This window comes from Mucilaginibacter flavidus (assembly GCF_024055575.1).
Classification (GTDB): Bacteria; Bacteroidota; Bacteroidia; order Sphingobacteriales; family Sphingobacteriaceae; genus Mucilaginibacter; species Mucilaginibacter flavidus.
On sequence record NZ_JAMXOE010000022.1, the window covers coordinates 114,399 to 120,935 of the forward strand.

Below are 6,537 nucleotides of genomic sequence, written 5' to 3' on the forward strand. Positions count from 1 at the left end.
GATTTGCCGGCGCTTTTACGTGCTAAAAATGACTTTTTTTGTCTTGCTTAAGCGATAACTTTCAGGGGAACATCCATAAACTTTTTTGAACAACCTGCAAAACGAACTGACATCGGCATAGCCTGTGTCAAAACAAACTTCGGATATGGGTATTTGAGTGTTAATCAACAAACGGGCTGCAACCGATATTCGCTTGTTTATTAAATACTGGTAAGGGGTTTGCCCGAAGTAAAGTTTAAAATTGCGTAACAGGTAGGCGCTGTTTAAACAGGATATTTGGCCCAGTTTTTCAAGCGTCACATCGTCAACATAGCACGATTCGATATAGTCCTTGGCATAGTGTAGTCGTTTGTGTAATTCTTTTTGGGTTGATAGTTTAACAGCTTTAACTTTTTTTACTTCATTTAAAATATGCTGCTGCGAAAACATAAGATTCTGAAGCAATTGGTAATAGCTTTCTGAAATCTCGCCCCTGTTTTCCCCGAAGTTTCTAGCCAGGGCCCTTAACCCGGCTATGCTATTCCTCAAATCGCCGCTATGGCGATAAAGCGTCTCAACAAATTCGCACGACCCGCCGCCGATGAAACCCGGGTCATCAATCAGTTTCGTATCTGCATAAAGACTGCTTGTAACCTGGTTAACAAAAGCGCCGGTAAAGTTTACGGTAAAAGATTCTACCGTTTTTTTAGCAGCTATAAAGCTCGAATAATATTGCCCTTCATTACAAATAAAATAGGCGTCATCGGTAACCGCATAATACCTATCGCTAATTTTATACGTCTCAGTGCCGCCAAAGGCGCATTTTATCGAAAGGCAGCCCCAATGCTCTGCGTATGAAACGTCAGATGAGTGGGCATTTATAATGACATTTGATCGCCTGAAAGTTTCGTTATATGCATCAATATCAAAACCCGGGGTATCAAAACGCGGGAACTTATCAATTAAAGCAAAGCTATTTGCTATTGGCATAAACATGGCAATTAAAAAGGTGTTATCAAATATAATATTTATGTAGTTGTTAGGATGTGCTTAACCTGCCCTGAAAATTCTTATATTAATAGGAAAACATTTGTTTTTCTAAAATAGATTGTATAGCTTCACATATCTCTTAGCCAATGAACAACGACACCCGGAAAATCATTATTTTCGATGATGATGAGGACATCCTTTCTATTTGTAGTTTTATTTTAGAAGAACAGGGGTGGGCAGTGAATGCCTACACTGATTGCAATAATATTGTCGAAAAGGTATCGGCAATTATGCCGGATGTAATCCTTATGGACAACTGGATCCCCGACGACGGGGGCATTATCGCCACGCAAAAACTTAAGCAAAACGAAACGCTTAAAAACATCCCCATTATTTATTTTTCGGCTAACAGCGATATTGAACTGCTGGCGAACCATGCCGGTGCCGAAACCTACCTTGCCAAGCCTTTCGACCTTGAAGAGCTGGAGCGGGTTATTAACTCGGTGCTAGTGTAAAGTTTAAAATATCTATATAAGAAAAAAAGCTTCCCTGTTTATGCGAAGGCACTGAAAAAGTCCTTCAAATTTAAAATGGTTGTTTTACAACTAAAATAGAGGCTCTGAGAATCGTTTATACAAAAATGCTCTCCACCACCTGCCCGAATACATCAAAGAAAAGAGCCTGTTTTCAATTTTGAAAACAGGCTCTTTTTGATAAGTAGGGACTTTTTCAGTGCCCTCGTTTATGCAAGGAAGCTTTTTTGTTGCTATTGAGGACCACCGCCGGGAAGGCCACCCGGACCGCCGCCGTCACCGTGGTTACCACCGCCGCCGCCATCTCGTCTAAACCCGCGTGAAGATGGGTCGCCCATCGGTGATTTGCCGGCGAATTTTTGCAGCCGTAAAGTAAAAGTTGCCAGGAAATAACGCGAAAGCCTGTTAACCTGTGTTTGGGTAATTGAACTTGCCGTAGTTGTTGACGAAAACCCGGTGTTTTGATTAAATAAATCGAACGCCGAAACGCGGATGGTACCACGATGATCTTTCATAAACCTGCGCTCAAGGTAAATGTTTAACACGTTGGGATTGGCAATGGCCACGTTCGACGTATATCCATAGTTGGAAATATGCGAAAAGTCATAGCTGAATGTCTAGTCGCCAAAATAGTTTTTGCCGTTAACGCCCGATGACCATGCGCGGATGTTCGATACTCCTTCAGTAAGTGAGTTGGATATCGAATTTTGTGTTCTGTTTATGCTATAGTTGGTGAATACCTGGGCATCAATATGGTTGGTAATATCAACGCGGAAAGATAAACCCGGTGTAACCTGCAGGTTTTTGGCAATGTTTTTCTGCGTGTCAAAAACGCCGCTGGTGTCAACACTGGTTAAGTAGCCTATATTGTTGGCATAAGTAAGCGTTCCGTTAAGATTTAACGAAAATTTACGATTGTCCCAGGGCTTGGAATACGTTGCCCGGCCCTGGATGCTGTAAAATCCGCTGGCGTTGGTATATGTTGTTAAAATGGTGTTCTGGAATCTTGGGTCGCGGGCGTAAACCCGCGGGAATGTTATACTGTTGGTAACCACAGCGTTTTGCGTGGTTTGCAAATTTGCCGACACAAAGAATACGTCGCCTGTAGCAAAGCTGAAATTGTTATACCTGATCTGGAAGTTATTGGTAAACTGCGGTTTTAGGTTAGGATTACCCTCGGTTGGATATAGGGCATTTGAAAAATCAACAACCGGCTGCAGTTGCGTAAAACTTGGCTGACTGCTCGATCCGTTGTAAAGTACCGTAAATGCTTTGCTGCGCGAAAAATTGTAAACAAAACGGGCTGACGGGATTACGTTAAATGTCGACACGTGGGTTGACAAGCCGGTTTGCGGCGAATAGCCATCCAAAACTGATGGCAGCACACCTATGCCCAATACGTAGTTATATTTCTTTTCGCTAAAGCGGAAGTTTAAGCCAACGCGGTTGGTTGTAAAGTTGTAATTGTAACGTGTACTTAGGGCGCTGTCGTTCCTGAAAGCGACGTTTGCCTGGTCGAACAAAGTATCTGTTTCCTTATCGTTATTGGTGTTTGAGCGGCTAAACGTGTAGTTTAATTCCAGGTACGAACGTTTGCCCAATGGCTCGAGGTACGAGAAACCTACATTATAGCTTGTTGTGCGGCTGGTAACATTAATAACTTGGTTTGCAGGCGCGGTTGGCGCACCGGTAGTGAAGTTATACAGTGGATTTTGGAACGAATAATTATGCCCTGAATTAATACTTGCGGTAATACTTAAATTGCGTCTGCCTTTAATGCGGCGATTGTATAAGGCAGTAAGTCCAAAGGTGGGTGCCTGCGAGTCGCCGGTAGTTGTTGATGTGTAAGCCGAGCTTACCGAACCATTCCGCACAAAATTAACGTTTTCTGCATCATTGGTGTTGGTGCCCGCGTAGTTAAAATTAGGCGTTACCTTTAAATAGTTAACCGTATCTGGCTTGTATTCCATGTTCCAGTTAAACCGGTGGTTTATATTTTGGTCTTTTTCGTTGCTGCTTTGGTTTTGGGTTGAAGGGTTTGTTGGCGATGTATTTTGCTGTAAAATATTGTTGATGGTGTTAGTAGTGTTATCAGCAAAGCTATAGCTGCCATAGACTGAAAGATGCTTCCCCCACTGATCGCGAAAGTTTAAGCCTATCGAATGCGCATTGGTAATGCCGTTTGCGCTGGTAATAAGGCTTCCATTGGCGTTACCACCGCCGCGGCCGGCATTACCACGGCCACCTCCTCCGCCAAATCCTCCTCCGCCACCGCCGTTACCGCCGCCGCCACCACCGGTGCTGCCGAACGAAAACGTGTTAACGTTGGTATTGTTAATGCTTCCTAATACGGCGATCTGTTGGTCGCCGTTAAACCTGAAAGCATTTAATGAAGTTAAAAAGCGGTTTTGATTAGCCACGCCCTGGTCCTTAGGCAATAAATCACGGCCATCTCCGGCTGTAGCCTGGCCAAAGTATCCGTAGTTTTTATCCTTGCGTACGGTTATGTTCATTATTTTATCAGGGTCGCCGGTTTTAACGCCGGTAAGGTTGGCCTGGTCTCCGTAATCATCAATCATCTGGATGTTGTCAACCACATCGGCGGGTAGGTTTTTCAATGCACTCTGCACATCGCCGCCCATAAAGTCTTTGCCGTTAATTCTCACTTTGGTAACCTGTTTGCCCTGTGTACTTACGTTACCATTTATGTCAACATCAACACCGGGCAATTTTTTTACCAGGTCTTCAACCGGGGCATTTTCGCGCACTTTATAGGCGCTGGCCTGGTACTGAACAGTATCTTCCTTTAACGTTACGGGTACAACGCCAACTATAGTTACCTCGTTCAGCATTTTCGACTCCGCCTTTAACACAATCGTGCCTAAGTCGGCAGCAGTAGGGGTGTTATCTAAAGTGTAACGCCTTTTAAATAGCTTATAGCCAATGTAGCTTACCGTAATGGTTATTTTGGTTCCCTTTATATTCTGGAAAACAAACTTTCCGTTTGCATCAGCAATTGATATGGTGCTGTCGCCTTTGTCTGACACTAACTTCACGCTGGCCGATGGCACCGATAGTTTGGTGGTGTCAACCACGATACCATGTACTTCGCGGCCCGTTTGCGCGTATGAGGACGTTAGGGTAAAAAGAGCAATTGCAACGGCAAGTATTATCGATTTCATTTTGTTTTTGATGTACTGCAGGAGTTAATACTATTTAATAATATGCTTAATGACACAAATCGAATGCAAATGTTCAACAAAAACCGTTAAATATTTAATAATCATATCATTGTTACATATAAACAGAAAAAGCCCCCTGGTTAAAGGAGGCTTTAATATTTAGAAAGAATATGAATTAAATACTTATTGTGTTAGCTATTAGTTAGATAAGTGAAGCGCTGCTGCTACCTCGTTAAAGTTCCTGATGTTTAGGTTTGGATTGGTAGCATTTAACGTTGTTATAGCTGTTCCGGGGATAACTACCACCCTGAAGTCGATGCCGCTTGATTGGGTAAAGTTTGCTTTCAGGTCGATATAACCAACACCATAATCGTTAAAGGTAATAGAGTGACCTGCCTCAGAGTATGGTAAAGCATACCAGCCTGAACTTGACCCTGTATTACGCAGGTAAACCAACACTGTGCCCTGGTCAACAATAGCCTGGGTAATTGCGGGGATGGTAAATTTGGTAAGGCCGGCAACTACAACGCCTTTGTTTACCAACAGGAAATTTTGAACGTTGGCATTTCCAGGGTCACCTTTATCTCCTTTAGGACCTTGCGGGCCTGTTGCGCCCGTAGCTCCGGTTGCCCCAGTTGCGCCTTTAGCGCCAGTTGCTCCTGTAGCACCAGTTGCACCTGTAGCGCCAGTTGCACCTGCAGCCCCTGTGTCGCCTTTAGGGCCTTGTGCTCCGGTTGCTCCTGTTTGGCCGGTAGCGCCTGTAGCACCGATGGGCCCTTGAGGGCCAATTGGGCCCTGTGCACCCGTGGCACCAGTAGCGCCTGTTGCTCCTGTAGCGCCAGTCGCCCCGGTGGCGCCTTGAGCGCCATCCTTACCGTTTGCTCCCGTAGCGCCAGTTGCTCCCTGGGCTCCAGTTGCGCCGGTATCTCCTTTAGGGCCTTGCGGTCCAACCGGTCCGCCGGCTGGGCCAGCGGGGCCTTGTGGTCCAGCAGCACCTGTTGCACCTGTAGCGCCTTGTGCGCCGGTTGCTCCTGCAGCGCCAGTTGCGCCTGCCGGTCCTGCCGTTTTATCCTTTTTACAAGCGGTAACGCTTAAAAGGAATATGAATGCAATAGGTAGTAAAAGTCTAAGTGGTTTCATAATTTCGGGTAATTTTTTTTGTTTATCAGTGCTTTCTACGGCGTGGGTTTCAAATAAGTTACATTAATTGCTTGGTAAAAGAAAAGTTATGCACAAGTCTATTGATTATCCACAATTAATGCTTCTGCTTTCCCCCAACAATTGTTTATAAGTAATGCAATGCAGGGGTAACAATATGGCACGATTTTCGTTTAAAGAACACTAAACATTAACCTATGGCTAACATTAATGCAAACCTGCACTCAAAAGTGCACAAGTGGATCGACGCGATCGGGTTCCGGCTTAACGGCTCGCAAACCAATAAAAACAACATTACCACTAATCATTATTTTTTTGAAACGTTCAATTTTTTTGAGCGGTCTAAAAATAACGATATGAAAAATTCAAAGTTTTTATGTTTCGACGCTTATGGCGAGAAAATAAACGTTAGATCGCTGCTCGACCTGCAGACGGCATTTTTCGAGAATATCAGTCAGCTGTGATTTAGAGATTAGGTTGATGTTAGCCATGCTCTGCAATTAATAAAAATATACACTGTATTTATTTGTATACGAAATAAAAAAGTCCCGTACTGTAAAACAGACGGGACTCTTTTTTGTGCGCCCGGCACGGGCGCAAACTATAGGGTGGAAGTCCCGAACGCGCCTTGATAGTGGGAAGCGTTAACCCAAGGCAAGGGTGTCCTTCGCGAGGAGGAATCTGAAGGAAGCCGG

General features: G+C 44.3%; 6 protein-coding genes. 2 read left to right on the forward strand and 4 right to left on the reverse strand.

Features of this window, described 5'->3' with window-relative positions; translation table 11 throughout:
* Positions 1-15: 15 nt before the first annotated feature.
* Entirely contained in the window at positions 16-969 is a 954-nt protein-coding gene (locus NAF19_RS24345) for a helix-turn-helix domain-containing protein (RefSeq protein WP_252792962.1), read from the reverse strand.
* A gap of 146 nt (positions 970-1,115) precedes the next feature.
* Between NAF19_RS24345 and NAF19_RS24350 the strand changes: the two genes are divergently transcribed.
* Positions 1,116-1,484: a response regulator gene (locus tag NAF19_RS24350; RefSeq protein ID WP_252792963.1), complete on the forward strand. Its 369-nt coding sequence runs from the start codon at positions 1,116-1,118 to the stop codon at positions 1,482-1,484.
* Positions 1,485-1,735: 251 nt separating this feature from the next.
* Here NAF19_RS24350 and NAF19_RS24355 read toward each other — a convergent pair whose 3' ends face one another.
* The 3 genes from NAF19_RS24355 to NAF19_RS24365 form a co-directional block, all read right to left on the reverse strand.
* The gene (locus NAF19_RS24355) at positions 1,736-2,017 is read right to left on the reverse strand and encodes a hypothetical protein (protein ID WP_252792964.1); all 282 of its coding nucleotides are present in this window, start codon (positions 2,015-2,017) and stop codon (positions 1,736-1,738) included.
* Positions 2,018-2,119: 102 nt separating this feature from the next.
* Entirely contained in the window at positions 2,120-4,684 is a 2,565-nt protein-coding gene (locus tag NAF19_RS24360; protein WP_252792965.1) for an outer membrane beta-barrel protein, read from the reverse strand.
* A gap of 198 nt (positions 4,685-4,882) precedes the next feature.
* Complete coding sequence (locus tag NAF19_RS24365) at positions 4,883-5,824, reverse strand: collagen-like domain-containing protein (protein WP_252792966.1); 942 nt, start codon at positions 5,822-5,824, stop codon at positions 4,883-4,885.
* Positions 5,825-6,039: 215 nt separating this feature from the next.
* On the opposite strand from NAF19_RS24365, the gene NAF19_RS24370 reads away from it, so the two are divergent.
* Positions 6,040-6,306: a hypothetical protein gene (locus tag NAF19_RS24370; RefSeq protein WP_252792967.1), complete on the forward strand. Its 267-nt coding sequence runs from the start codon at positions 6,040-6,042 to the stop codon at positions 6,304-6,306.
* Positions 6,307-6,537: the final 231 nt, after the last annotated feature.